32 protein-coding genes and 2 pseudogenes are annotated in these 26,242 nt (G+C 47.5%); 7 read left to right on the top strand and 27 right to left on the bottom strand.

The window, feature by feature from the left end:
- Window positions 1-986: BspA family leucine-rich repeat surface protein (locus KIV40_RS09670; protein ID WP_285348901.1), on the top strand; the 986-nt coding region annotated here is incomplete at its 5' end.
- Window positions 987-1,138: 152 nt separating this feature from the next.
- On the opposite strand, the gene KIV40_RS09665 is transcribed toward KIV40_RS09670, so the two are convergent.
- From KIV40_RS09665 to KIV40_RS09545, 25 genes and pseudogenes are all read right to left on the bottom strand, one after another.
- On the bottom strand, window positions 1,139-1,336 hold the full coding sequence (locus tag KIV40_RS09665) for a hypothetical protein (protein ID WP_285348899.1): 198 nt from the start codon (window positions 1,334-1,336) through the stop codon (window positions 1,139-1,141).
- On the bottom strand, window positions 1,336-2,034 hold the full coding sequence (locus KIV40_RS09660; RefSeq protein ID WP_285348897.1) for a hypothetical protein: 699 nt from the start codon (window positions 2,032-2,034) through the stop codon (window positions 1,336-1,338). The genes KIV40_RS09665 and KIV40_RS09660 overlap by 1 nt, the downstream gene beginning before the upstream one ends.
- On the bottom strand, window positions 2,025-2,714 hold the full coding sequence (locus KIV40_RS09655; RefSeq protein ID WP_285348895.1) for a hypothetical protein: 690 nt from the start codon (window positions 2,712-2,714) through the stop codon (window positions 2,025-2,027). Before KIV40_RS09655 ends, KIV40_RS09660 begins: the two co-directional genes overlap by 10 nt.
- Window positions 2,715-2,727: 13 nt before the next feature.
- Entirely contained in the window at window positions 2,728-3,264 is a 537-nt protein-coding gene (locus tag KIV40_RS09650; protein ID WP_285348893.1) for an adenine glycosylase, read from the bottom strand.
- Window position 3,265: 1 nt separating this feature from the next.
- Window positions 3,266-3,496, bottom strand: a complete 231-nt coding sequence (locus KIV40_RS09645; protein WP_285348891.1) for a tail fiber assembly protein — start codon at window positions 3,494-3,496, stop codon at window positions 3,266-3,268.
- A 12-nt stretch (window positions 3,497-3,508) separates the two neighbouring features.
- Window positions 3,509-4,318, bottom strand: a complete 810-nt coding sequence (locus KIV40_RS09640) for a hypothetical protein (protein ID WP_285348889.1) — start codon at window positions 4,316-4,318, stop codon at window positions 3,509-3,511.
- Between the two features lies 1 nt (window position 4,319).
- On the bottom strand, window positions 4,320-5,117 hold the full coding sequence (locus KIV40_RS09635) for a phage tail protein (protein ID WP_285348887.1): 798 nt from the start codon (window positions 5,115-5,117) through the stop codon (window positions 4,320-4,322).
- Window positions 5,118-5,120: 3 nt separating this feature from the next.
- Entirely contained in the window at window positions 5,121-5,621 is a 501-nt protein-coding gene (locus KIV40_RS09630; protein ID WP_306431793.1) for a phage tail protein, read from the bottom strand.
- Between the two features lie 19 nt (window positions 5,622-5,640).
- Window positions 5,641-6,828 (bottom strand): baseplate J/gp47 family protein, encoded by a 1,188-nt coding sequence (locus KIV40_RS09625; RefSeq protein WP_285348885.1) that lies wholly within the window; start codon window positions 6,826-6,828, stop codon window positions 5,641-5,643.
- Window positions 6,821-7,153, bottom strand: coding sequence for a DUF2590 family protein (locus tag KIV40_RS09620; RefSeq protein WP_285348884.1), 333 nt, complete (start codon window positions 7,151-7,153; stop codon window positions 6,821-6,823). The genes KIV40_RS09625 and KIV40_RS09620 overlap by 8 nt, the downstream gene beginning before the upstream one ends.
- Window positions 7,153-9,924 carry a phage tail tape measure protein gene (locus tag KIV40_RS09615; protein ID WP_285348883.1) on the bottom strand — a complete coding sequence of 924 codons (2,772 nt, stop codon included), beginning with the start codon at window positions 9,922-9,924 and terminating at the stop codon, window positions 7,153-7,155. The genes KIV40_RS09620 and KIV40_RS09615 overlap by 1 nt, the downstream gene beginning before the upstream one ends.
- Window positions 9,925-9,949: 25 nt before the next feature.
- Entirely contained in the window at window positions 9,950-10,093 is a 144-nt protein-coding gene (locus tag KIV40_RS09610) for a DUF6890 family protein (protein ID WP_005530037.1), read from the bottom strand.
- Window positions 10,094-10,134: 41 nt separating this feature from the next.
- Complete coding sequence (locus KIV40_RS09605) at window positions 10,135-10,398, bottom strand: putative phage tail assembly chaperone (RefSeq protein WP_285348881.1); 264 nt, start codon at window positions 10,396-10,398, stop codon at window positions 10,135-10,137.
- Window positions 10,395-10,631 (bottom strand): hypothetical protein, encoded by a 237-nt coding sequence (locus KIV40_RS09600; protein ID WP_005530042.1) that lies wholly within the window; start codon window positions 10,629-10,631, stop codon window positions 10,395-10,397. The genes KIV40_RS09605 and KIV40_RS09600 overlap by 4 nt, the downstream gene beginning before the upstream one ends.
- Before the next feature lie 2 nt (window positions 10,632-10,633).
- Complete coding sequence (locus tag KIV40_RS09595; RefSeq protein WP_005530044.1) at window positions 10,634-10,864, bottom strand: hypothetical protein; 231 nt, start codon at window positions 10,862-10,864, stop codon at window positions 10,634-10,636.
- Window positions 10,861-11,373 (bottom strand): hypothetical protein, encoded by a 513-nt coding sequence (locus tag KIV40_RS09590; RefSeq protein WP_285348879.1) that lies wholly within the window; start codon window positions 11,371-11,373, stop codon window positions 10,861-10,863. The genes KIV40_RS09595 and KIV40_RS09590 overlap by 4 nt, the downstream gene beginning before the upstream one ends.
- On the bottom strand, window positions 11,370-11,588 hold the full coding sequence (locus tag KIV40_RS09585) for a TraR/DksA C4-type zinc finger protein (RefSeq protein ID WP_011999311.1): 219 nt from the start codon (window positions 11,586-11,588) through the stop codon (window positions 11,370-11,372). The genes KIV40_RS09590 and KIV40_RS09585 overlap by 4 nt, the downstream gene beginning before the upstream one ends.
- Before the next feature lie 12 nt (window positions 11,589-11,600).
- A complete protein-coding gene (locus KIV40_RS09580) occupies window positions 11,601-12,056 on the bottom strand; it encodes a phage protein (RefSeq protein ID WP_011999310.1) in 456 nt (151 codons plus the stop codon).
- Window positions 12,057-12,059: 3 nt separating this feature from the next.
- Window positions 12,060-13,182: pseudogene (locus tag KIV40_RS09575) on the bottom strand (DUF2586 domain-containing protein).
- Window positions 13,183-13,197: 15 nt separating this feature from the next.
- Complete coding sequence (locus tag KIV40_RS09570) at window positions 13,198-13,854, bottom strand: virion morphogenesis protein (protein WP_285348878.1); 657 nt, start codon at window positions 13,852-13,854, stop codon at window positions 13,198-13,200.
- Entirely contained in the window at window positions 13,838-14,329 is a 492-nt protein-coding gene (locus tag KIV40_RS09565) for a phage tail protein (RefSeq protein ID WP_285348877.1), read from the bottom strand. The genes KIV40_RS09570 and KIV40_RS09565 overlap by 17 nt, the downstream gene beginning before the upstream one ends.
- Complete coding sequence (locus tag KIV40_RS09560; protein ID WP_021018311.1) at window positions 14,326-14,745, bottom strand: head completion/stabilization protein; 420 nt, start codon at window positions 14,743-14,745, stop codon at window positions 14,326-14,328. Before KIV40_RS09560 ends, KIV40_RS09565 begins: the two co-directional genes overlap by 4 nt.
- Window positions 14,746-14,863: 118 nt before the next feature.
- Window positions 14,864-15,581 (bottom strand): annotated as a pseudogene (gpM, locus tag KIV40_RS09555) (phage terminase small subunit).
- A gap of 3 nt (window positions 15,582-15,584) precedes the next feature.
- Complete coding sequence (locus tag KIV40_RS09550; RefSeq protein ID WP_285348874.1) at window positions 15,585-16,595, bottom strand: phage major capsid protein, P2 family; 1,011 nt, start codon at window positions 16,593-16,595, stop codon at window positions 15,585-15,587.
- On the bottom strand, window positions 16,596-17,471 hold the full coding sequence (locus tag KIV40_RS09545) for a GPO family capsid scaffolding protein (RefSeq protein ID WP_285348872.1): 876 nt from the start codon (window positions 17,469-17,471) through the stop codon (window positions 16,596-16,598). It lies immediately after the preceding gene.
- A gap of 174 nt (window positions 17,472-17,645) precedes the next feature.
- Between KIV40_RS09545 and KIV40_RS09540 the strand changes: the two genes are divergently transcribed.
- The 6 genes from KIV40_RS09540 (at window position 17,646) to KIV40_RS09515 (ending at window position 23,809) form a co-directional block, all read left to right on the top strand.
- The gene (locus tag KIV40_RS09540; RefSeq protein ID WP_285348870.1) at window positions 17,646-19,427 is read left to right on the top strand and encodes a terminase large subunit domain-containing protein; all 1,782 of its coding nucleotides are present in this window, start codon (window positions 17,646-17,648) and stop codon (window positions 19,425-19,427) included.
- A 4-nt stretch (window positions 19,428-19,431) separates the two neighbouring features.
- On the top strand, window positions 19,432-20,451 hold the full coding sequence (locus KIV40_RS09535; protein ID WP_255904645.1) for a phage portal protein: 1,020 nt from the start codon (window positions 19,432-19,434) through the stop codon (window positions 20,449-20,451).
- Window positions 20,452-21,352: 901 nt separating this feature from the next.
- Window positions 21,353-21,700, top strand: a complete 348-nt coding sequence (locus KIV40_RS09530) for a hypothetical protein (protein ID WP_285348867.1) — start codon at window positions 21,353-21,355, stop codon at window positions 21,698-21,700.
- Window positions 21,701-22,221: 521 nt separating this feature from the next.
- Window positions 22,222-22,554: a hypothetical protein gene (locus tag KIV40_RS09525; protein WP_285348866.1), complete on the top strand. Its 333-nt coding sequence runs from the start codon at window positions 22,222-22,224 to the stop codon at window positions 22,552-22,554.
- 472 nt (window positions 22,555-23,026) lie between these two features.
- Window positions 23,027-23,458, top strand: coding sequence for a DUF2079 domain-containing protein (locus KIV40_RS09520; protein ID WP_285348864.1), 432 nt, complete (start codon window positions 23,027-23,029; stop codon window positions 23,456-23,458).
- 99 nt (window positions 23,459-23,557) lie between these two features.
- Complete coding sequence (locus KIV40_RS09515) at window positions 23,558-23,809, top strand: ogr/Delta-like zinc finger family protein (RefSeq protein WP_285348862.1); 252 nt, start codon at window positions 23,558-23,560, stop codon at window positions 23,807-23,809.
- Here the strand turns inward: KIV40_RS09515 and KIV40_RS09510 are convergent.
- Together KIV40_RS09510 and KIV40_RS09505 are read right to left on the bottom strand one after the other, a co-directional pair.
- Window positions 23,804-24,022: a hypothetical protein gene (locus KIV40_RS09510; protein WP_010645267.1), complete on the bottom strand. Its 219-nt coding sequence runs from the start codon at window positions 24,020-24,022 to the stop codon at window positions 23,804-23,806. The genes KIV40_RS09515 and KIV40_RS09510 overlap by 6 nt on opposite strands.
- A gap of 95 nt (window positions 24,023-24,117) precedes the next feature.
- The gene (locus KIV40_RS09505) at window positions 24,118-26,004 is read right to left on the bottom strand and encodes a replication endonuclease (RefSeq protein WP_285348859.1); all 1,887 of its coding nucleotides are present in this window, start codon (window positions 26,002-26,004) and stop codon (window positions 24,118-24,120) included.
- Between the last annotated feature and the right edge of the window lie 238 nt (window positions 26,005-26,242).

Here is a 26,242-nt window from a genome sequence, read left to right as displayed (position 1 = left end):
GGGGCCACTTCTGCTGCTTAGATAAAGACATCGGTGAAAGATTTAGATATAAAAACATGGATTATCTCGTGGTTGGTAATAGAACGATCCGCCTACGCGAAAATCAAGATGCCTTGGTCAACGATAGCGTGCGTTTTTGTACCTCTCATGTCACCTCTATGAAAGACTTGTTCCTAGAAAACTGGCTCCCCAAATATCCACACTTTAATGTCGATATCAGCGATTGGGATACCCACCAGGTGTTGAATATGCAAAACCTATTTAGAGGTGCCAAAGTCTTTAACCAACCTATCGGTAACTGGGATACGTCTAAGGTAACCGATATGTCGGATATGTTTTCTAAAGCTGAAGCCTTTAACCAACCCATCGGTAACTGGGATACGTCTAAGGTAACCGATATGGACGGCATGTTTTCTAATGCTGAAGCCTTTAACCAACCTATCGGCGACTGGAACACGTCTAATGTCACCAGCATGAGATGGATGTTTAAGTATGCCCGCGCCTTTAACCAACCTATTGGCGACTGGGATACATCTAAGGTAACCAATATGGAATCCATGTTTAAGATGGCTGAAGCCTTTGACCAACCTATCGGTAATTGGAATACGTCTAATGTCACCAGCACAACCTGGATGTTTTCGTATACCCGCGCCTTTAACCAACCTATTGGCAACTGGGATACGTCTAATGTAACAACTATGAAGGATATGTTTAGAGATACAAAATCCTTTGACCAACCTATCGGCAACTGGGATACGGCTAAGGTCACCGATATGAGCTTTATGTTTAATGGTGCCCGCGCCTTTAACCAACCTATCGGCAACTGGGATACGGCTAAGGTCACCAATATGAGATGGATGTTTAAAAGTGCCCGCGCCTTTAACCAAGATCTATCCGGTTGGGATGTCAGCCAGGTTACATCTTCAACTAATTTCGCCCATTACAGCCAATTAGAGCAAGGGAATTACCCACAGTTTAACCAATAATTAAGGGTTCTATGTAGACACCAGTCACTGCAGTGTATTGCAGTGGCTGGTTTTTATTTTAGTACTCGACAAAAAATGAAAGACCTCAACAAAAGTTGGGGCAAATATACGTTAGTAAGCTTGAACATCCACATTTTGTTTTATTCAAAAAACTATTGCACTTGATAACTCCCCGCAGAGCTGCCGCCTGTTACTGGTACTTGGGCATTCTGAGTAATTTCGTCCACCACTGCATTAGCAATCGCCTCTGCCATCTTTCCTGCCATAGCGAACTCGCCATCAAGAACAAAGCCCTGGGCTTTCAATTCGGTTTCTAATTTTTGTTTCAATGATGCTTTGCCTATGGCCATCAGTCTTTTCCTGCAAATACTGTGGTTGATACGTCAACATGGGGTTTTCCCATAAATGGGCAGATACTCGCGCCGGTGCACACGCCTTTACCACCATTGAATTTGATGGTGTCGGCGTCTTCGGTGATGTTATTAGCTTTGATGGCCCTATTGCCTTTGACGGTTTCAGTGTGGTTACCACCAATGTCTGCGATTCTATCTTCGAGCACTTTGATTTGTTGAGTGAGGCATTCAAGCTTGTCGGCTTGGTCTGTCTTTCGCTCAAAGTTGCCTCTCTGGTCGACTAATTGATACACGCCTTTGCGCTGTTGGTATCGGCTTTCCCCCTCTTTAATGCCAGGCAGTTTAAAACCGAGTGGCAGCACGCACCGAATAAAGGGCTTATCAGGTTGGCCAAACATGAAGCCGAGTTCCACAATGCTGCCGATAGCCGGCGGCTCTAAACGGCCAGCATGGTCGCCCAAACCAGGAACCGGAAGTGGTACCGCCTGCAGTGGTGGTTTATCTTCATACTCCATACCCTTTTCATCGAGCAGCTGCACATCCACCGCGTAGTGAGGGTAAAAGCGATCGGATAAATCGCCTTCTTCAGGTAGCTCTGGCAGTGCGACAACCTTTCCCCAACGGGGTAAATGCCATCGCCCCGTGAATTCAGGAAACAAACGAAAGATGATGCGCTTAATGGTGTTTACGTCCATGTGAGCTTAACCTCCGTACCTTCAAACTCTATACCGACTAATCGAAGTCCATTCACGACGACACCTGGCTTTAGTTTTGGAATAGCCGGCATCTTTACCGATTTGTTGGCCGTGTGATTGGTCATCAGCGCATTGGGCAACATGATGGGCTTGTCGGCCCAGAATGAATCAGCCCAGCTGCCGATGTATATTTGGCCATTGCCCTGCTGCTGCCAAAACAAGTCATCAATGCTAAATGCTTGAGCCAGCTCGTCGATGACGCGATAGCCATTTCCATCACTGTAGAAACAAGGGATAGCCGTTTGGCTGTAAGCTTTCTCTGGTACCACAAATTGCAGCCCCGTTTTATTGGTGACTTCGCTCAGTAGCTGCATCAGTGTTGGGTGACGCAAAATGATATTGAGCGGCTGATAGAGAATAGCCGCGAGCTCACGACAGAACACGGTTGACCACCCTTTTTCTGAAGGTTGCACGCGCTCGATGTAACCAAGAAAGACGCGCGTAATGTCATCCCCCCACCCTAAATCAATCGCGATGAACGTGTTAGGCTCTGGGTTACCTTCAACCGACAGCTCACAGCGACCAGGCGTATTGTGGCTGAAAACGATGCGGTGGCTTTTCACTTTGGTTTTCTGCTTGCCCACGTAAGCGCGGCAAAGAAATTTGTTGTTGATAGCCATGATTAACCCTCTTTTACGCCAGTGCGTTATCTACACTTTTCAGCACCTTCATCACGCCGGTTAACTCCACTTGTGTATCGGGTGGCACGTCTTCGGTTTGTCCGGTTTCTACGGGCGTCTTTATCCCCTGCACTTTTTGCTGCGCTGCAGGTTTCTCCGGTTGGCGCTGCTCTACTCGCTCTGGTACAGATAGGTGCTCGACAAGCTCAAACGACACGCTCCACTGGCGGTGAGATTCTTGTTCATCGGCGCGTACGACACCTTGGAATTTCACCTGGCGAATTTTCAACGCTTCAGCGGTTTGGTTACTAATACGGTAGATTTGGCGCGCATCGTTGTCTTGGGCTTCCGCCATGCTGAACAAGTGAGTTAATAGCTGGCTTTTGGTAAAAGGGATGACCCCTTTCACCGTGAGTATTTTACCCTTGCTGCCCGTCTCCGCTTGGTCGGTGGCCGAGGTTTGGCCGGACATATCCTGTCCGGCCAATTGCTGACGAACGCTAATGCGTAGGCTGCTTAATGGGAGTTGGGCGCCGTTAAGAATGAGCATACTATCGCCCTGGCATCGTTGGCCATACGACCTCTTCAGCTGAGCTGTAAGTCTGGGGCAGGTCTCGCAGTGCTTGCCTGTATGTAAGGTAGCTTTCTTTGGTTTCAGCACTGAGCGGCGCATCTGGCATCATCACCCAATCGGTTTGAGCAATGAGCGCATCGCGACGCTCTCGAACCTCTAGCCACTCTTCTTCCACTAACCCATCTGTAGTCACAATCAGTATGGTCATGTTGTCCCCTTATTAAGCGTGTTTTTTTGCAATGACTTTCGTGAAATGGTCTTTCAGGTTATACAACCTTGAATGCTTTCGACCTTCTGGCCAAATGCCAGGCACGACGGTCGGCAATGCGATCATGACCACATCACCCACTTCTGTTTTGTCATCGAAAGTAAAATCGACATGTCGATATTTTGAGGCGCCTGGCGTACCTTTCACTACCGTTCGTAGCTGTACCCACTCCCCATTCGTATCTCCCCCAATCCAGCCCACAGAAGTTTTACCGATCACTTTGACGTAGCGAAGGAAAGAGGTCGCAGGATCGTATCTGAGATGCTGGTCAGCAATATGGGCGTCATAACTGGTTCGCTCGATGAACGATGTATCAAGTACTCTGATTTTTAATATGTTGAAGGAGCGAGACCAATGTTTGGTGTCTGCGCCTATCCCCATGAAGTCGAGTAAGGCCCTCACTTCTTCATGTCGCTCCACCGCTACTGACCCCGAGACCGCAGGAATCATTTCCAAATGACAACACTCTAAAAAATCCGGCTTAACGCCCCAGCCAATTGGGATTTGATTAATGACACCTTGTTTATTGGGCTGCTTTGCGACATAAAAGTCTCTCATGTCAGCATTGTAATTAATCGCCATGAAGCCCAAGTTATCTGCCGTCGCTTCAATCGCACTTTGTGCCTTTTTTTGTGCATCCGATACGGACTTATCGATGCCCGCCATTTTCTGATTCACTTCTGTCGCCAAAGCCTGACTGGCTTGCGTTTGTTGCAGTGACGCGTTGATAGCCTGAGTTAATAAAGTATCGGTATGGCTCATGTTATTTCTCCATTTCTCTGATTTTTTCATTTAACGTCATCAGCATTTGCGCTTGTTGAATCGAATTCTGTTGTGAAGTGAATAATGCTGTGGTCAAAGACACATCCATATCAAAGCGCCTATGCTCTGCTCGTTGATGTGCCCGATTGATTGCCAGCCTCTGCTCGTCATACTGATGCTCACGCGCGTTCGCTTCCGCGCCCATGACTTCTAAGCGCTGCTCTAAAGCTCGATTAGCGTCTGACAACCTCAAGTTTTCGTGGCTTTGTTCAACCACCTCCTTTTGGGACTCAATGAGCCCGACGGTCAGCTGAGCAAGCAAGGTGTCCATGTCATCCAGCTTGGCTTCGTAGTTAAACTGCCACGTCTCTGGGGTCACCGTGATTTGGGTGATGGCCTGAGCGCCAGAGAACTTCAATAAGAAATTTCGGGTTAAGTTGTTGCCTTCTTCACTGGTGCGTTCGTTGCTCTTGCGCTTAGATTGCAACACCATGTGATTGGCCGACACCAATACACCTTCTTCGCTCACTAGGCCTAGCCAGTTAAATTCAAAGTTGCCCACTGTGTTGTCTAAAATCAGCGAATACACCACCTCATTTTGATTTACGCAGGCACTGCGCGTCGGCGCGCTTCGATAGACAATCTGTCGACTTGACGGCAGAGATTGGTCGCGTTGTGGTGGTATCTTCAGGTCGAGATTAGGCACATGGGCCAACACAAATTCGCGGATCACCAAAGGTTGTTTGGCGTGTTGTTTTCGAGCAATCAGCTGCTCGCCTGCCAAGGTAATGACGGCCATAAGTTATCCTATTGATGCGCGGTAGGTTTCATGGGTTTGACTGAACTCAGCCACAGAAATATGAGGACTCACAGCTGTGGTCACGTCAAAACTGTATCGACGGCAGGTTCTGCCATACTGACGAACCAAGGCGTCCATCAAACCCGGCACTTCATTTAGGTCGCGGTCTCGCACTTTCACGCTGACCACGTCCCATGGGTAATAATCGAGTCGCTCATCGATGTTGATGTGGGGATAACCCAGCTGTTCAAACATGGTTTCCCAGCCCACTTCAGAGCCGCCTCCTGTAGCAAACGCGTACGCAAAGTTCACTCGAATGCGGTAGATGTGCTCGGGCTCTTGGGACAAACGTTCGATGTCTCGTTGCCACGCCATCAAGTCCACCAATTCAATCGGGGCGACCATCGGATCTAACTGCTTCAGCGGCCACTCCAAGATGTCTTGAACGTGGGACCAATAACCGAGCAGCGCTTGTCCGAGCTTGTAGAGCTCGCCCTTGCCCATCCAATGCTTGAGCGTGAAATTAGGCTGCTTCAATGGTGATCTCCAAATGCCCAAGCCTTGGCACTTCCATGCCATTGCTCAGGTCCGCATTGTCAAACTCAATCGACGCCAAGACGGGAAACTCACCGTGCAGCTCTTGCGCTAACCTCGAAAAACTAAAGCGCGAGGAAGGCTTGGTTTTGGTCGCCTGATAATCGGTGTTTTGCCTAAAGGCTGAGCCAATAAACAGCGCCATGTCCGCTTCCAGTTGCGCGTTTTCTTCAGCAGACAACAGGCGCGCCACCCAGACTCGACACGTCACCGTGATGGTATTGCCTGGCATGGCGTACACCTTGAGATCATCGCCATGGCCATGATTGCCTTCTTGATTGATGTGCGCGTTTAAATCCGCCAACATTTGCGGTGATGGCTCACCCGAGTCCAACAAGATATAAGCGTTGGCCGAGCCAGGTCCTCGCGGCGCGTTGTGCTCGAAGTAAATGTTTTCGCTGTTGATGCCGGCGCGCAGCATCAGCAATGAGCGATACGCCGCATCGATGTGCCATTTCGCTACGCCACTGAACCGATTGCGAATGCGCACCCTCAGTTGGTCGTCGGTTTCTTCATCCGCGCCTGCGTTAATCAACCAATCGGCCGAATTGACCACGCGGCTAATACCTGGAACCGCCGACGTTAAGACATGTAAGTAGCCTTCGCCTAAGTTAAAGGCGGCGCCTTGATGCTCAGCCTCCACTCTGCCAATGATTGAGGCGGCGTTTTCCGGTAACGTCGTATCTTGGCTCAGTAGCACTCGGTAAACCGCGCCGTTAATCGGGTCGGTTTGTATCACTGTGCCCTTAGGGATCACAATCGCCGGCCCTTGCTGCGCGGCTCGGTGAATCACGACCTGCCCAACGGCTTTGGTGGCGGGTTTGCGCTTCACGTTGAACTGCCACGCCCACAGGTCGAGCCATTTGTCTTTGGCCGTGGCCACGAACATGTTGGGCAACACGTATCCCACCAGAAAGCGGTTTATTAACCACACCGTCGGCCCAATCACCATGGTTTCAATCAAGCGCCAAAATGGCGAATACTGAGAGTCGTTAGCGATGTTGCTGCCCTGCTTTCGAGCCTCTTCTTTGAGCGTCGCTTTCCACTCTGACGCCTCAAGCGGTAACCCCGCTTTTTTGGCCAGCTCGGTAAAATTGGGTTTGGGAATATCAGTCAACCTGCACCTCTGTTGTTACGCGGCCAAATTGCACCGTCTCTGCAAAAATATACAATTGCCCATCGCTCACTTCCTCGATGCGCACCGTCCCAGGCACCAAGCGAGCGTCTTCTTCCACTAACAGCTCTAGCTGTGTACGCGCATCGGCTTTTTTCGCGGGGCTGCGCTCAGCAATCAAGTGGATGGCTACGTTGCTTTCAATGATCGCGTGTTTGATATCTTGAGCGATGACCGCTCGGTCTTGAATTAATACAGGATTGCGACCTGCATCCAGAACCACATCGCCGCGTTCAATGAGCATATCTTGATACACGTACTCCGCCATTAGCCTGCCGCCATCTCTAATTCACTCGCCATGTCTTGTGGGCTGCTCATGTAAGTGGGGTAAATCGCCACACCGCCATAATTGGTCGAACTCGTTTGATAGTTAGCAATGCTCTTGGCTGCGCCACCTGGCTGGACCTGAGCTTGAGGTGTCGCGCGCGCAACGGAATTTGACTTCACAGGCGCGCTATCGTCCTCATCACCAAAACTAGGTAACCAATCAACCAGCTCTTTTAGGCTCTCCCAAATACCCGCTAACTTTTCGTTGAACCAACTAAAGACGCTGCCAAAGATATTGCGCATCGCGTCGGCCATCTGACCTATGAAGGCAAAGCCACTGGTATCGATAAAGCCACTCATCACCCACTGCCACCCAGCCGATAGGAATTGAAACATCGTTTGAAATGGTAGGGTCACAAACTCTAATGCCTCTAGGATCACGCTAACCCACCCTACCTCTGCCATCTCTGCCTTGAGTGCCTGCCAGCCATACAGTAGGCTCTCAAATCCGCCCTTCACCCACGACACCATTTGCCCAATAAAGGCAAAACCGCTGGTATCGGTAAAGCCACTCATAACCCATTGCCACCCAGCCGATAAGAATTGAAACATCGTTTGAAATGGTAGGGTCACAAGCTCTAATGCCTCTAGGATCACGCTAACCCACCCTACCTCTGCCATCTCTGCCTTGAGTGCCTGCCAGCCATACAGTAGGCTCTCAAATCCGCCCTTCACCCACGACACCATTTGCCCAATAAAGGCAAAACCGCTGGTATCGGTAAAGCCACTCATAACCCATTGCCAACCTGCCGATAAGAAGTTGAATAGAGTCTTAAATGGCAATATCACCAGCTCTACCGCACTAGAAATTGCGGTTAACCACCGTGTATCAGCCATTTCCGCTGTAAACACGCGCCAACCCAATACTAGGCTCTCAAGCCCGCCTCTCAACCACGACACCATTTGTCCAATGAAGGCAAAACCACTGGTATCACTAAAGCCGCTCATTACCCATTGCCAACTAGCGGCAATGGCCTTAAACACAAAGATAAACCCATTCATGAGCAAACCTATCGAGCCAATAACACCCGCAATCACCCAGCCCACGCCTGTTGCCACGACGCCGACCACATCCAACACACCAGATAACACCGACCCAATCGCTGAAAAGCCAACTTTCACGGTTTCCCATAACACCTGAAAAACGCGAAGTAGAACGTCGTCCAGCATCTTGCCCAGTCCCATCACGATATTGAGCAAAGGCTTGAACGCATCAAACAACGTTGATACCGCCTGCATGGCCGCATCAGCGGTATACTCAATAGCCTGAAACACCGCGTTATCACCCAACGAGGCTTTCAGATCATCCCAGTAATAAATCAGAGCACCCACTGCGGTTACCGCAGCTATCACCGCGCTCACAATCAAGATGATAGGGTTGGCAGCAATGGCGATGTTCGCGGCGAGCATCGCAGCACGAAAAGCGCCTAACCCTTGAGTGAGCAAGGCATTAACACCGGCGAACACCTTCATAGTCAGCATGTAAGTCACCATGGCTTGCTTACCCACACCCATCATCAAGGTAAATGCACCGCCTGCCGCTGCTGCGCCTAAAATAGCCATGGCTGCAAAGCCAATGTATTTGGTCAGATTCGGGAACATCTCTGTCCATTCGATGATTTCCATCGCGCCATCGGCCAAGCTCGACACCACAGGTAAGAGCGAAGGCAACAACGCCGCACCAAAAGCAGTTCGAACGGCAAACACACCTTGTTCGAGCCGCTCCCATTGGTCGGTCATGCTGTGGGCCATCTTAATGGCCGTGTTTAGGTTGCTGGCATCATTTAGCTTTTTAACGCTCGATTGAAGATCACCCGTTTTTCCGATCAAGTCTGTGACAAGCAATACCGCCTCATCAGAGCCGAAAGCTTGTTTTATCTGGTCGATTTCGAGTGAATCTAAATCACCAAACTGGCTCTGCAATTTCGACATGATGTCGAACATTGGCAGCATCTTTCCGTTGCTGTCGGTAAACGCCATACCTAGCTTGTCTTGCGCTTTCACCACGCCGTTCATAAAGGCTTTATAACGAGTCCCCGCTTCACTGCCAGACATAGAGCCTTGCAACAGACCAAGAACGGCCATTTGCTCTTGAATGGCTACCCCGTGCGTTTTACCCAATGCGCCAACACTTTTGAACGCATCTGACATGCCTTGACCTGTCGTTTTGAACATCTCAACAGATTTGGCGGTCATGCCGGCGACTTGCTCAGCCCAGTTATCTTTACCTATCCGCTCCGCTTGGTCTTTAAACACCGAGTACATGGTGCCCATGTAGTTGGTAATGGTGGCGGTATCCGCTTTAGTCGCAGCGGCTAAAATAGCCGAGCTTCTTGTGACACCTGCCAGTTCATCACCTGTCATGCTGCCCATCGCAGATTTAATGTCGTAAGACGCCGCCACGAATTCAGTGGCCGACTTACCGTATTCAACCGAGAACTTCATCGCGGTTTGAGCAAGAGTTTTTAGTTGATCATCGGCAACGCCTAGTGATTTCACCTCACCTAACGCCCTGTCCATTTCAATCGCTGGCATTAAGGCTTGTTGCAGAGCAAAACCCGCACCAACCATGCCAGCGGCGCCCGATACCATAGTCTGAGTACCTTGTTTGTAGGTATTCGTGACGTCGGTGAGTTGACGCTGAATGTGACCCAGAGGTTTAGATATCTGGTCAATCAATCCAACTTGAAATCTGAGGGCTTCTGGTAACATTCACTTCTCTCTACTAACCTGGTGGTTAACCGCTAAAGGCCTTGGCCACACCGCTAGCGGTGACGGCTTGCATGTTTTCCCAATGGTTCTTCTCTAGCCAAATTGCATAAGCCAGGTTCTGGTCAGTGTCTGGCTCATTGGGTAGCCACTTTCGCCGCCACGCGTACATTTTTTGCCTGTCGCTGCTCTCAATGGCAGCGACAAGCCCATCTATTTTTTTACCGAGATGGAAAGCTTGGGTGCGTACTCTTTAAGAACCGCTCCATAGATCTGCGTTGCTGCACCTGGGTTCTGCTGAGTCAGTTCACGCAGCGCATCTTTTGAGCCTTTGCTAACACAGCTCATCAAGAAATTATGGGCCGCGCTACTCGCATCACCTTGCAAGATGGTGTTTTGCGCCTCGTCGTACTCGACTGGCGTTGGGTTGAACTCTAGGTCTGTTGACCCAACGGTTAAAACAATGGGTTTTGTCATGCTGCTTCTCGCTTTAACGTTTCGTAAATTCGGGTGAGTCCGGTTTCCAATTGACGCTCTAACCGTTCAAAACCGTCCTTCACTTCTTCTTTGGTGGCGTAACTCTCCGCCACATGAGTTTTATAGTCGGCAAGCTCTTTTGAGAGAGAGAACAGCTTGCCAATCAATGCTCCGGTTAACATCACCAACAAGGTAGCCAAGGCAACCAGAGCCGATAGCCAAGTTGGGTCCATCGCTACTCCTTTTGTGGGATTTCCTTCAAACGTTTACCCTGAAGAGAGGCAATTACATCGTCCACGGTCTCTTGGATCACGTCGTTGGTACTCAAGTCACGAAGCGCTTTAAGTCCCCAAATAATGGTGCGAGATGCGAATCGCTCAAGCACCACTTCCCAAGTGATTTGGAGAAACAGCCCTTTCAAGATTTCGAAGAACGTTTTGCCGATGATCCCCGTTAAAAAGCTCATGATTGTTCTCCCATCATCGATAAATAAGCGTTGAGGTAATCCGCTTCTGTGGCTTTACCTGCGGATGTGTTCCAGTACTGTTTGGCGTAACGCGCTAAGCCCTTGAGATCATCCGCCTCTGGCAAGGCTTCTGGGAATCGGATCAGATTCAAGCGTGCCGTGGCCACCGCGAATTGGGGGGAAATCACCATATAGTCCGCATCCTGTTTTTCGACGGGATCAGCGGTGAGCGGCGCAAACATCGAGAGCGCGTCCAACAAGTGAGGCCGTGTTTTTCCTAGCCATTCAATCAACCAAGCAAAGGTGGCGGGCTCCATTTGAGTGAACCCAAGCGCAGGACCTCGCACCTGCTTGGCGTACGTCAAGGCACCGGATTCATGGGCGACAATCATCACTATCAGATTGATGGCGGCTTGGGTATTCAGCTTGCCATGCCCGCCTGTGACCATGTCTAATTGGTCGAGTACCGGCTTAATCACATGCTCGATAAAGAGCGTTCCTAATTTCATCGTTTCATCTTCTCCAAATCGCTTTGACAGTGAGTGCAGTACTGACACCCGGTCATGTGTTGGCGGCGAGCTTCGGGGATGGGGTCGCCGCACTCACCACATTCCTGCGCACTCTCTCGTGAGGCTTTTGGCTTAGCCCTCGCCAATTGGTTGGCCAATGCCACTTCTGTGAGTTGGGCTTCAATATCACAAGCATGGTCGATAACATCTGGCATCCTGCCTCCTAATTACTGGATCAGATCTTCGGTTTCATCGGGGCGTAGATATGGCACGCCGTTGATTTTCACAAAGTCTGGGCTGGTCACTTCGAACGGCAGCTTATGCACGAGCGCACTGCCTCCGTTGGTGTCGGCGTCGAGTAAATCCGAGATCTTGATACGACAGCCAAAGGCTTCGATTTTCAGTTCGTCTTTATCAATCTTGCCGTAGAACAGGGCATCAAAGTCCGGCATACCACGCCAGGAGCCGGCGCCTCTCGCGGCCTTGCTCAACTGATTAAATTGCTGCGTGGTGAGCTCCATCTCGCCGCTGGCTTCGACGTCACCATCGACATAACCATCCGGCACGCCCGAGGTTTTATTAACGGCGGAATTGTCCGTAATAGAGAGGCTGACTTTTTGCGCTTTGAGTTTGTAGTCGCCCATTGAAAAATGCATGTTCTTGCCAGAAATACGCATGCTCATGGATTAGGCCTCCGTGTCGGCTGGGTTAGAGAGATCGAGACCAATATTGACCACGATGTGTTTTGGGCAATTGTGTGGGCGCACCATCAAACCAATGTTGACTTTGGTTTTTGTCATCCACTGAATCGACACGTCTTCTTCGCGCGGTGCCATAATTTCCCCGGGGAACGGGATCCCCCCCAATCTCGGTGGTCTTCGACATGTCACGCATGTCTTTGCTGAAGTAAGTTCGATTAAGCTCGATACTCGGTGGCGTCGAATTAAGGATGCGATCGGCAATGCGGCGAATCGCTTTAATACGTACTCGGCGGTTCAACTTGTGAACGGGGCGAACGTATTCTAAGAATTGATAGTCTCCGCCTTTGGTTTCCAGTGTGGTGGCATCGGTCCAGTACACCCCTTCCATATCGGCGTACCATTGCGGCAAGGAATAACGTGCATTGGCCAGCGCTGAAATGGTGCTCATTTCCAGTGGTTTTCCGGCGCTGTCGATAGGCATCTCGCCCAGGCCTAAAACGCTGCCCGTGGCCACTCGCATTGGGCTATCGGCGACGGTGACCGCGCGGTCACATAAGCGTCCTCCTAATACGCCGATGTTATTGCCATTGAGCATAGGTACCGGTGTCACGAGGTTGGCAGATACACCATTGATTAATGCCAATAGGCTAGTTTCGTATTTGGCCCAAGTTTGCTTGCTCTTATCGATGCCAGGACACGCCGCTAAAAAGAACACCCAACGGCCCAGCTTGGTGGTCAGTTCGGAGGCTTTGCTTTGCATCGCTTGGAAGTCCGCTTTGCTGCTTACCACATCGACAATGCACACGCCTTCGAACGAGTCGGTACGATTGGCAATATCGACGGCTTCCTGCCACGTTTTACCTTCAGCGAGACCAAACACGGCGCCTGTCCAGTTCTGTTTTCCATTAAGCTGAGCGGCTTTCAAGTTAGCGCCCAGCACGTCATCCGCGACGACATCGTCAAGGTTAGTCATGTTGTTGACGCGTGTGACTTTGCCTTGCAGCTCTGCTTTATCGGTGCGCCCGATATACAGCAGGTGGCGTTCAATCTCTGGGATCCCACCTTGCCCTAAATTGAGGTTGTTGACCTCGACCTTTCCGGTTGCCATTAGTTATGTCCTCGCTTATTTTTGCTTTCTGGCCTGCTCAAAAATGGTGATGAGTTGGCGGGTGACGTCACGCTCTTGACTGCCTAATATCTGACGTTCTGCCAATGGAATATCCCAAGCGGTGACACTCGGCTGATTGCTCAGCTCTCGGATAATTTGCCCAGCTTGGCCATGGCTAACGGTGGCCATCAATAACTTGAGTGAGGGTTTCTTCCTTCCCTTGCCACTCTTTCTTGCGACCGTGTAGCCCAGCTCCCTCATTTTTCGCGCTTGCCCTTTGGTGCAAGGCGCGGAGTAGTCGGGTGTTCCCCACCGCTTTTGCATTTGGCGCTTGGTCATTTTTTGCTTTTGACCAAGGTGATGCCTAGCGGCAATTCTTGCGGTGAGCTTGTTGTTCCAAGTAAGGTCGAGCGTGTCGGCGTGCCGTACATAAGGGGTTAGCCCTTTCGCCATTCGTCGCATCACTTTGACGCGCTTCTTCCCTTTTTTGGGCTGTAATGCTTTGCCGTGAATACCTTTTTGTTGCTGAATGCGTTTACGTGTATTGGTCTTTTCCCATCGGCCAAGGGTTTTCAAGATCCAAATACGCTTTTTTGGGGGAAGCGCTAACATGGCCAACTTTTCTTGCAGGTTGAGCACATCCCTTTTGTTGGAACTAATCGTTGGTTTCATTCACCAACTCCGCTTCTTCTGCGGTGTAAATCTCCACGGCTTGAACTCGATATCTCATGCCACGCCAAGTGATCATGCCGGCTTCATCTGGGACCAACTCAATGGGCTCCATCAACTCAAGCTCGATACTCACATCGGCCGCTTCACTGCTGATCACATCGACCGAAAGCGTGGGGTCTTCGAGCTCTTGCTCGTTGCGCTCTTCTTCATGATCACTGAGCCAACAAGCAATAAGAGCTAGTAAGCAGCGTGGGTCCAGTAATTGGTGAGGAAACTCCTCAACCGAAATCACCGCGTTATATTTCCAGTAACAGGCGATATACCCGCCGTTCCCACGGTCTTCACCGCTTGGCACTATCGAGCCGTTTTCTTGCCAAGCATCCATTTTGTTCTCAAGCACATTGCTATTGAGATGGCTGACTATGTAAGTCGTTAAGTGCTCAAGTTTGGTTTGGTTGTAAACCGCACTACTCATATCACGCCAATCCCATTCGCACTGCGGCCAAGCAGTTGAGAGACATCTTTGTTACTTTGCGCCAGAAAACGTGCCGCCTGTTGCGGTTCATCTAACGCCGCATTGTCCCCTTCTTTGCGCCTATCTTGCGTGGCGAACTCGGGTAACAATTCCGAGTGTGCTCGGCCATACACAGCTCGTTTATACAAGGCCGTTTTGGCGACGCTTAGTGATGGCGGCATTCCCTCGACCAACAGGCTCACTAACTTCTCTTGAATATTGTTGGCCGCTATCGTGATGGCCACAGCTATAGAGTCGTTATCAAACGTATGCGGAATGCGGCGCAGTTGACGAAACTCATCGTTCGTTAAATCGGGCCAGCCTTCACCGGATATCACTTGGTTACTCGCCTTATCCACTTTTCCGCCAAAGCCCATCATGTCTCCTTATTGGAATAAGTGCGCCTCTGGCCACTGAGTCGACGGAATAAGCTGGGTGATGAATCACTTGCTCTTCCTCGTCAGTCGAGGCGCGGTGGCATAGGAGCCTATTTAGTTAGAGGTTGTCGCCACTCTCTAACGCTCGGATACGTTGGTCGATGTTATCGATCATGGTGCTTACCCCAATCGCGCTGTATTGCTCATGCGCATTTTGAAGATGAGTTCGCGCTGTCTGTAGCGTGTCGATATCCCCCACCGACGCGGCGTGGGGTTTACCTTGCTCATTTCGAAGCAAGTGTAAGCCTGCGAACTTCAACCATTTCGCTGTCGGTTTCTCATTTATACGCCACACGTGAGTGACCTTCTCGAAGACCTGAGAGAAATAAGGTTCGACGGACTGGCTACTTGTCTGCCATTCGCTCTGACCAGGCCAAGACTTCATCGGCGCAGAAGGTCGCAAAATCACGCTTGAATCGCTCGGGCGTATCGAGCCCACGTTCAATGGCGATGTCACACCACTTGATGGCGGTATCGAGATCTTCGATATCAAAGAGCCAAATCACCATTTGCGTGAACAGCGGGTTATCGAACTGCTCATCACCGGCGAGGTAAGCTTCAATCGCGTCACGATATTTAGGGACCAACACTTCGCGTTTGTGAATCACCTTTTCGTCTTTGCGATTGAAGGTTTTTAGTACCTTCAAATCGCTGTCGAGTTCGGCGAGCAACAGATGCAAACTGTTTGGGTTAGCAACACACTGTATTTCAGCTGTCGATTTCTTTTGTTGTTTTGCCAAGGCTTCCTGGCGCAACTTTGCTAATGGGCTGGCCATACACTACCCCTTCGCAGGTTCAACAACAGTCACGTCTTCAATCGCGGCAAACTTGTGGTAGTTACCGACGGCATACCCTTCCATACGCAGGTATGACGTTTCAAAGCGTTTACGGTCTTCTTCATTACGAGACTTACGCCACTGCGTCCCTTTTTGAGTCAGGACTTGCAGGTTGGTTAAGTTCGTTACCCAAATCATATTGGGCGGGAAAAATGGTGGGGTGTAGACGGTTTTGCCTGCCACTGTCTTCGCCAAACTTTGCGCGGCTTTATGCTCAGTCGGTACTTCCGCCGATTCCAACAAGCGATGCTGCTCTGCAGCGACTAAGTTGCGACCAATCAGCACAACCAAATCCGGATCGTCTTGATGCACTTCGTGAATCGTGGTGTTAATTAAATCGTTCACGAGCGAGTCGAGGTTTTTATACGCGCCGTCTGTGTTGCTCGTAGAGTCAAGCTTCGCACCAGGCAGGACTTGTGCCAGAGCCTTTTCTTTTGCAAGCTGCAGCCAACCTTTATTAACGTCTTCACCCATTGGGTTCGCTTTCGGGTCGGTGTTTTCACCCGCAATCGAGGTTCCGTGGAAACCAATACGCAGCTTATCGAGCGCAAAATTACGTGTGATGGCGTTATTCATCAGCTTCATCCACTGACCTTTACCACCTGAATTCGCCCAGATGGTCATGGTGATCCAATTAATGTGAGCGCCTGAGTCGGTCTCGGTTAACTCATAGGTGTTACCACTTTGGTCAAGAGCGCCCATGAAACGACCGTCTTTGACACGCCCTGTCAGTAGACCTGCGTCACCCACATCAATCACTTGACCTTTAATCTGGTCAACCGAGATATTGGAGATACGATTTAAAAACGCGTCCGATTCGACAATCGCTTGGCGAAGCTTGGTTTCCATCACTGGGGTAATGTTGAACTGCTTTGATGCATCCGCTACACCGCCAGCCTTAGCAACGGCTTGACAATATTCATCTAAATATTGAGTCGATACGGCATTTAGCATTTACACCACCTCCACAATTGATTCGCCGCCATGGCCATCTTCACTAGGCTTTTGCCCTGGGACTTCTTGCTTAAGCTCGGCGAACTGGGTTTCTAGGCTCTTTACTTGCTCGGTGACGGGCGCGAGCTGCTTCTCCAATTCACTGGAAAACTGCTCTAAAGAGAACGTTTGAACTTCGCCTTCAAGGACGGATTCGGGTTCATTAGGCGTTTGCGCTTGCAGGTCAAACTCTTGCTTGAGTTCATCCTTCAGTTCACCTTTCATGATGCCGAACTGCTCTTTCAGGGCAGCTTTGAGTTGTTCTTCGGTCACTTCTTCTTCCTCTGGTTCAGATTCCGGTTGTGGCTCTGGCTGTTCGTCACCAGAATTGAAAAAGGCATTACACAGAGCAAAAAAGCGATCGGTTTTGGAATAGCACTCATCCAAGTTGATGGCTTCCAGTTGGCTACAACTGAGCTCTGTGGTGTGGCCTTCTTGTCGTGAAAACTGAAGTAATGACACACCAGACGATGCTGGGGAATCGGTCACGGCTAACCCCATTAGGTAGCACTTTCCTTGCCCTTTATAATCTGGATTGGGTTCAATGGAGGTAAACAGCTTCTGCCCAAACTTATTGGCTTCAAGTAAGTATTGATTAGGTTCAAGCTTGGCAAACAAGCGCATTTTGCCGTCCACTTCTTCGGCTTTGACTTCAAGCACTTTGCCCCAGTTACTGCCGTAACCAGCAAAGCGTTTATGCTCTGGCCAAATCAATGCGGTGTATTCACTCAGGGCATAATTCTCGGCAATCTGCGTGAGCCATTCGCGGGTGATCTTCCGACCATCAACCGTTGGCCCTTCGGTTGCTACAATTTTCCAATCGCTGATTTTTGCCATTTGAGTGTGTACCTATTGTTCATTGGTCAGTTCGTGTTTTGAGTTTTCACAATACGCCTTTGAATCGGCCGTTTCAGCCACTTCAATTCCGACCAATTCGGATATGAGCACTATCCGAAATTATCCGAACTTTGCTATGCAATTTAAGGAGTTAACTGGGCTTATTATTGGCTCATGGCATATACTCCTGAAACACGACATGCAGCCAGAGCCCTGTATTTAAAGGCTTGGACACCCAAAGAAATCGCTTCCGAGTTAGGTTTGAACAGCACAAGAATTATTTATCACTGGGCTGACAAACACGGATGGCGTGACATGCTGCGCGAACAAACGATTGATGAGTCGATCGCGCGCAGAATTGAAACCCTGCTTGAGTTGGAAAATCCCACCAAAGGCCAACTCGATATGCTTGATAGACTCATCAAGCACCATGTACAGCTAAAAAAATTCCACGCTCAAGCCCAATCTACCCAAGAGAAAAAAGCTCAAACAGAAAAGGAAGCAGCGACTAACACTCATCGAAATAACTCGCGTTCCAAAAAGTCTGACGACAAGTCAAACAAGAAAAAAAGTAAAAAGAAGAACCACATTGATGAGCTGACCAAAGAAAACTTTGCAACCTGGCATGAATCACTCTTTGAATATCAGCACACGATGCGTAACAACCTGCATCAGCGTACACGTAACATTCTGAAATCACGTCAGATTGGCGCGACCTACTATTTCAGCGGTGAGGCGCTAGAGGACGCGATTTTGACGGGTGACAACCAGATATTTTTGTCAGCGTCTCGCGCCCAGGCAGAAGTATTTAGAAGTTACATCATTGCGATTGCTCAAGCGTTCTTAGGCATCGAATTGACCGGCAACCCGATCATTCTCTCTAATGGCGCAGAGCTGCGCTTTCTTTCGACCAACTCTAAAACCGCGCAAAGTTATCATGGCCACGTTTATGTGGATGAGTACTTTTGGATCCCTAAATTCGATGAGCTCAACAAACTCGCGTCCGCCATGGCGACCCACAAGAACTGGCGCAAAACCTACTTCTCCACCCCCTCGGCTAAAACGCACCAGGCTTATACCTTTTGGACAGGTGACCAATGGCGCCAAGGTCGAGATACCCGCGCCAATATTGAATTTCCGACTTTTGACGACTATCGAGACGGTGGACGCCTCTGCCCTGACAAGCAGTGGCGTTACGTAGTTACAATTGAGGATGCCGCAGCAGGAGGCTGTGAGCTTTTTGATATTGATGAGCTGCGCGACGAATACAGCAAAGACGATTTCGATAATCTGTTTATGTGTATCTTCGTCGATGGCGCCAGCTCCGTCTTTAAGTTCTCAGCGCTTGAAAAAGCCATGGTGGATATTAGCCGGTGGCAAGACTTCAAGCCCAATGACAACGATCCCTTCGACCGGCGTGAAGTTTGGTTAGGTTACGACCCAAGCCGAACCCGAGACAACGCCTGTTTAGTTGTTGTGGCCCCGCCTATTGTCGCCATTGAAAAGTTCCGAGTCCTGGAAAAGCACTATTGGCGCGGGTTGAACTTTCAGTACCAGGCTCAGCAAGTCTCAAAAGTGTTTGAGCGTTACAACGTGAGCTATTTGGGCATCGATACCACAGGTATTGGCGCGGGTGTGTATGACTTACTCAGCAAAAAGCACCCGCGAGAAACCGTGGCCATTCAATACAGCAACGAGAGTAAAAACCGATTGGTGATGAAGATGATTGATGTAGTCGAAGCCAATCGCATTCAATTTGATGCTGAACACAAAGACATTGCCATGGCCTTCATGGCCATTAAGCGGGCGACCACCAACAGCGGTAACAGCATGACCTTCAAAGCCGAGCGCAGCGAGTTAACCGGACACGCCGACGCATTCTGGGCGATTTCTCATGCCTGCATTAACGAGCCGCTCGATCACTCAGAAAAACGCAAATCAACTTGGCAGATGTAACTCTATGACTGAACAGAAAACAGAAACACGCACGAAAGAAATCACCAATGACGAAAGCTTTATGTTCAGCTTTGGTGAGCCTGAGATCATGAATCGTGATTTTACCAACTACGATTACAGCGAGCTCTTTTACAACGACGATGGCGACTATTGGGAGCCACCGCTTGATAGAGCGGGCTTAAACAAACTCACGCGAGCCAACGCCTATCATGGATCTATCTTAATGGCTCGACGTAATATGATCGCGGGCCGTTACATTCAAGGCGGTATGCAGAAACAACAAATGCAGTCAGCTGTGCATGACTTCTTGGAGTTCGGTGATACTGCCCTGCTTAAACTGCGTAACTATTTAGGCAAAGTCGTAGGCCTTTGGCCAATCCCCACCATGTATTTGCGAAAACGTAAGAACGGTGACTTCGCTTTTCTAGAGCGGGACAACAAACAAAAACGCTACAAGAAAGAGGACATCATTTTCATCAAGCAATATGACCCTGTTCAGCAGGTTTATGGTGGGCCCGATTACTTAGGGTGTGTTCAATCTGCACTTCTAAGCCAGGACTCGACCACCTTTCGCCGCCGGTACTATAAGAACGGTTTGCACATGGGCTTTATCTTCTACGCCACCGACCCAAACCTAAGTAAAGAAGATGAAGATGACCTGAAAGAAAAGATGGCTTCGAGCCGCGGCGTAGGTAACTTTCGTTCGATGTTTATCAATATTCCGAACGGCAATGAGAGAGGTATACAGCTTATACCCGTTGGCGATATTGCCACAAAAGATGAATATGAAAAGATTAAGAACGTGACTGCGCAAGAGGTGATCACTGGCCACCGCTTCCCCGTTGAGCTCGCTGCCATTATTCCTAATGGTGGGACCCGTGGTGACCCTATTAAATTCGATTACGTCTACTGCAAAAATGAAGTCATTCCAGCTTGCGAGATGTTCATGGATGCCGTTAACGGTGATCCGGAAGTGCCGGAAAGTCTGCATTTAACCTTTAACCTGGACAACGTTGCCACGTAAACACAGTGACATTTTTTGCAATTTTGTTTTTCTCTCCGATTCACGCTCAGCCCTTATCCAGTAAGGGCTGAAGCGATACGAAACTGATCATCAAAAAACACAAATGATCATTTAAAAACTGACCTAAAATTCAGAAATTCAAATATTTCAGGCACTTAAAAAGACTCAACAGATCATCGCGGATCGTCATAATTTCAATTTATTGCAACTTTTTGCACTCTTCGCAATTTCATTAGACGCAATATAAGCCATTCTGAGCACCATTAACTTTCAGGAAGCCCCGTGATTACTAAAGGGCTAACGGCTCGTTAACCTTTATTAGCAGTTGCAGAGTTTCGCTGAAATAGAATTGCGAAAAGGTGAGATCGAAAACGTCGCAGGTGGGGAGGAGGAGTGCGTTTTTGGTGATGTATTTATACTTTAGCTGACTAGTTAGTAGATATAAGTTGCTGTGTTCGATTTTTTAAATAACTCCACCATTGCTCTCTTAATTTCAAAAACAATAATTACAAAAAAACAAAACATAAATCACAATTTTCATTTTCAGAAAAATAAAACATTTTTGTCAGTTCGATCTTTTAGATTAATGTAAACGGGATGTTAAATTTACACATCATTAATTTTAAAATTTAAAAACTTATAGGTTTTTTAATAGTGAAACTAACAACAACTTGAAAAACTTACGAAATCAACTGAGTTGCAAATGGAACTAGGACTTGCATGTGAGGGCGCGGTAGCTTTTATTGAACACTTTAGTGAGAAGATACCTCATGATTCTCCAATTCCATATTCAACAAGTACTGCTGCTATGATGTTAGTTTCGAGCTGCATTGTACCAGCAAGAAATTAATTTATTCATACTTGAATTTTTATCTATAATTTTTATTTAACGGAAAAAACCATGAAATTTTTATCAACAGTCACCACTTCTATAATTTTATTATCTCCATTTTCTGCCAGTGCATATGACGCAAACGAACAATTTCAGGACTGTGTGAAAAATGTTACAGAGTCATATCATGATGATTTGGCTAAGGAGTGTGCAACTTATCCATATTGTCGCGGTGAGAAAAAGCGCGATGAATTTAATTTGTTCAGCGTAGTGACTGCTGATGGTGCATTCGATAAAATACAACTAAGCTACGATGCTTCAACGATAATTATTTGGGCTAATGACGTCGGCCTTAACGAATCAAATACTGATGTAATATTACGTGGTTCTGTTGATAAGTGCGGTATTACTTTCTAATTGCCACACAAAAAGAGCAATACTCTGTAAAGTTATCCAAGTAATAAAAGAGTGGCTTATATCCACTCTTTTTATTTATTCGCTAATAATTTTTTTGCTTCAATCTGAATTAAAGTCTGTTCTGACATAAAATCTGGTCAGCATGACCCCATTCTTACCTTTTACTAACAGTTTTTTTGCCCTCTACCACGCTAGCAGAATTTCACTGAAATAGAGTTGCGAAAAAATGAGATCGAAAACGCTGCAGTTGGGGAGGAGGAGTGCGTTTTTGGTGATGTATTTATGCTTTGGCTGACTAGTTAGTAGATATAGGTTGCTGCCTTCGGTTTTTTTATAACTCCATCATTGTTCTATTCACTTTCAAAAACAACACTTACACAAAAAATAAATATAAATCACAAATTTCAATTTCAGAAAAATAAAACATTTTTGTCAGTTTTATCTTTTAGATTAAAGTAAACGGGATGTTAAATTTACACATCATTGATTTTAAAATTTAAAAAGTTATAGGTCTTTTAATTATGAAACTAACAACAACCTTATTGGCTACCCTTATTTTTGCTTCAACAGGCGCTATTGCTAATACAACAAAATTAACTGAACAAGATGAATTATTAATTGAAAAAGCTGCCAACCTAAATATTAGCCGATGCGTAGATAGACAACTTGGGGAATTGGAGGAAAATCCAGAAAGGTTAAATGTTATGAGAGTTGCTTTTGAACAAGCCACATATGCAGTTGCTGGTATATATGATAACTTAGAGATAGATGCAGGTTATGTTGCCCACAGGAAACCTACAGTAATGGAGGTTACTACCATGTTAGTTGCAAATTGTTTACCACGTAGAAGGTAATTGCCCGAAATAAAGTTAAGTTTTTTATTGAGAAACTTTATTAAATAGGATAAATCCACATATAAAAGAGTGGGCTATACCCCACTCTATTTATATATACGTTTAGCAATCATTTTTAATCTTCATTAAAGTACTTTTCCGACATAAAATCTGGTCAGTATGATCCCATTCTTACCTTTTACTAACAGTTTTTTTGCCCTCTACCACGCTAGCAGAGTTTCGCTGAAATAGAATTGCGAAAAAATGGATCGAAAACGCTGCAGGTGGGGAGGAGGAGTGCGTTTTCCGTGGGTTAGCTCTATTTTAGTCCAAAATATAGGCGAGCCTAGATACACTAGAGCAACCAAAAAGTGTGATGTTAAGCACATCAAAAGCGATTTAGTAAAAAGCACTATTTCTTTAATCTTATTTTCTTTCTAAATCGCCTAGAATTCTGGACAATAAATCTTATTGATAGAATGGATTAAATAACGTGAGTAATAAAACTAAAATAACCTTTACCCTCACAACAGCGATCTTAATTCTTGCTGCACTTACAGTGTATTCACTCTATGCGGGATGCTTAAATATCATAGAATTCTGGGATCCCATCAGTGATGTAGAAACATACTCAAGATTCAATTTCGCCCTAATTCCTATGGGCATTTTTACACTCATAACGACCATAATCTGCGCTTTTTTCTTCATTACAGGGGAACGTTGGGAAGATAGATATGGTGGAGCAATACCGCTATGTTCATTAGCATTCGTCGGAATTGCCTTTGTTTTAATACTAATAACCCCTTCAATTTATGAATCCAAGTATGAGAAGGCTGGTCTACAAGCGTGTTCGGGTACTCCGATAGGCCACCTCCCATTTTACGCTAAGAGGTTTGCTGCTGACCCATCACTTTGCAGGAAATGATAGGTCTCTCCTAGCGTAGAACAAAACAATCGAACTGTATAAATCCTCACCATAATTTAGTACCATGGGCTTATCATTTCGATAAGTTCATAGTGTCATATGAGAGTAATTTGCCAGGAGTGTGGCGAGAAAGCCCGCATACAAAAATCAAACCGTATTTCAGCGAGTTATAGCGATTTATATTGTAGTTGTAGTGACCCTGAGTGCGGCCATACCTTTGTGATGAACCTGTCTTTCAGCCATACTCTTAGCCCCTCTGCAAAAACAACTTCGCAAATGGCCTTTAGCCTGGTTAAAGCACTAGGCCCAGAACAACAGAAAGAGCTGAAGCAACAGCTCTCGATGCTATAGCTTAAATTCAGGGCTATCCGCCTCATCGGCCATTTGAATGATCATTTCGATGGCTTCCACCTTATCGTTATCAAGCTTGCCTTGATTATCTGCGACAACCAATCCCATCAAATACGCCCCGATCTGCGCTCGGCTTTCAGTTTCTGTACCCAATGCTACCCCGTCTATGATTAGCTCTAATGCTTGTTGAAATACTTGATTTTTATCAGACATATCGAGATCCCTAGTAATGACATAAGAAATATACTGTATATACATACAGCATTCTAGTGTGGCATATCTCTTTTTTAGGCTCTCTCACACGTAAATTAATGTGGACTTGATATCGTTTCCGCCTTCATGAAGCGTTCCCATTCGGGATCACTCCTATCTAATTCCATTTCTAGGAAAAATTTATCGATGATTTGTTGGCCTTTGGGTGAAATTCTACAGTTATTGCCACTGGACCAAGGTCGGTCGCTCCCGCTCCCTTCAGAAGCCTCCGACAAGTCGGAGTCTTTCTTAACAAGTTTCCATTCCGTTTCCCGTGTATAAACAACCAAACCGGACCCTTTGACCCCATCAGTTACCTCGACAATTTCACCGTATTTGTTTTCTCTTTCCTTTTTAACCAACTGGATCGGTCGCTCAGATGAACGAAGCCGGTGTCCGCCCATGTAATCCATATAAGCCGAGAAAAAGCCGTTGTCGGCCGCCCTTCTTGCTTTCTCAAATAGGCAGTATTCTTGTTCTTCATCGATGCGGCGAAGCTCACGCCAAATGGTGACAGGTGGGGTTTTCTGGAATTGGAATTGACGGAAACAAAATGTACGCGACCAGGCGGTCACGTTTTTCACGGTCTCTTGAAGCTTCGCTCTTTTGTTGTCTAGATCGGTTTCACCTTCAAGCGCATAACCATCAACGTTCTTTGATATGTATTTGGCCAGATAAGCCACGGCACCGCCTGCCGACTTATCGATCAGTTTTGCCTCGAATCGCGCCTTAATAGCTTTTGTTCTTGGGGAGCCATCCTCGAAATAAAGCTCTCCGTTTTCCCTGAACTGATAAGACTGAAGCCCTGCAACAAACGGTTTTACGTGCTCAAGAGGCATGAAAAATACACCATGCCAATGCGGTGTTCCATCTTGATGAGGCTCAACAACCCTCATACCGTAATAAGTCAATTCACGATAATCCGCCCAGGCTCTAAACAAGTTCCAACCTTTGCTTAACCAAGCATGCGCGTCTTTTGGATTGCCGCCATCGAACTTAGGATTTTCTACCCAGTATTTACCGTGCTTTTTAAGTCTATGAAAACGACTAGGTGCCGTCATCGTGACAAAAACAGCCACATGATCATTGCTCTCTGCATATTCCTGACAACCAGCAATACGAGTCATCAGTTCATGTCTTCGATTAGCCGGGTTACTTTGGGACGAATCAATGACGGTTTTAAGATCAACCACATCGCCACTCTCAGATTCAATGGCCATGAGCTCAATCCACTCTCTTTGTCGGTCCTGCCGAATGGTTAACCACTCACAAGCCGCATTGGAGGCATAAGGAGAACTGTGTGGCGAAACCATACCTGCAGCACGGCGAGCATTTTCAAATACGGCCGCTGTGATACGGCCAATAGCTCTACGCCAAAACCCTTCATCCATCAGTCGACATATCATCGAGTATGCCTGGTTAGAATTCTCTACATGAGCAAATTGAGGAAGCCATAAAGAAGCCCCAGTAAACTCGTTAATAAACCCAATGCTCTCCATTGGTGACATACCATGCTCAGAAGCCAATCTGATTCGATTACCACAGCGCCCTGCCATTTCTATGGCCAGCTTAGCGATTTTGATTTCGCTATCGACTTTCCACCATGGCTCGGGTAATACAGAGAACGCTGCCGCAACCGCGCTGCTTCGCTTTTCAATAAAGTCTAACGCACGCTTAAACCCGTACTTCTTCAACCTACTGGCAGAGGCTTTGTCGATATAGTTTCGAATGTCATATGGCAATTTAAGTCTGTTCGCTGTAGTCGACGCAAACTCAAAGACCCTTTCTCTTGGCGTCAGTTGGCCATCATGAACCCACTCGCCATTGATATAAGAAAGTTGGGATGTACCTTTTTGGTTATCCAGATAAGAAAGCAACTCCCGATGCAGATTGCTCGGGAGTCGATTGAGAGGATTAGACGAGTTGATTTTGTGTTTTATCATGCTGTTTAGCGGTGCGTTATTTCACGATTCGGGAGCCGCAAAGACTTTTGCTTTAACTTCTCAAGCCATAGTCTTTTGCGTCGTTCTCGTGGCGTTTCGTTTGCTTGCCTTATCGCAGCAAACTCTTTGCGCAATCTTTCTAAACAAATAAGGCCTCGCTCTTTGTCTTCCTGAGTTAACGAGTAATGTTCTAAGTCAGGGCAAGGCAAGTGGCATGGTGGGGTAACAGTTTTAGCAC

Source organism: Vibrio sp. D173a (genome assembly GCF_030248475.1).
This window is presented reverse-complemented; position numbering and strand designations above follow the sequence as displayed.